This is a genomic window from Streptomyces endocoffeicus (genome assembly GCF_016741935.1).
GTDB lineage: Bacteria > Actinomycetota > Actinomycetes > Streptomycetales > Streptomycetaceae > Streptomyces > Streptomyces endocoffeicus.
Window position 1 is genome coordinate 1 of sequence record NZ_JAERRG010000249.1, and the last position, 297, is coordinate 297.

Here is a 297-nt window from a genome sequence, read left to right on the forward strand (position 1 = left end):
GCAGCAGTCGACGACTCCTCCACCAGCAACCCGCTCGCATGAGAGCTCCACACAGCGTCATCGGAGCCCGTCGCATCCTCAGGATGCGAGTAGACCGCAACCGACCGCAGACCGGCCGCATCCGGCTCCTCGACCACCACCTGAACCTGGACACTGCCCTGCTCGGGCAGGACCAACGGCGCCTCCAGCGTCAGCTCCTCCACCCGACCGCAACCGACCTGATCGCCCACACGGATGACCAACTCGACCAACGCAGCTGGTGGCACCAGCACCGACCCAAAGACGCGGTGATCAGCC

At 66.3% G+C, this 297-nt stretch carries 1 protein-coding gene; it reads right to left on the reverse strand.

Annotated features, from left to right (window positions below; all coding sequences use genetic code 11):
* A partial coding sequence (locus tag JK364_RS54830; protein WP_307841755.1) for a hotdog family protein occupies nt 1–272 on the reverse strand: 272 nt, incomplete at its 3' end.
* Between the last annotated feature and the right edge of the window lie 25 nt (nt 273–297).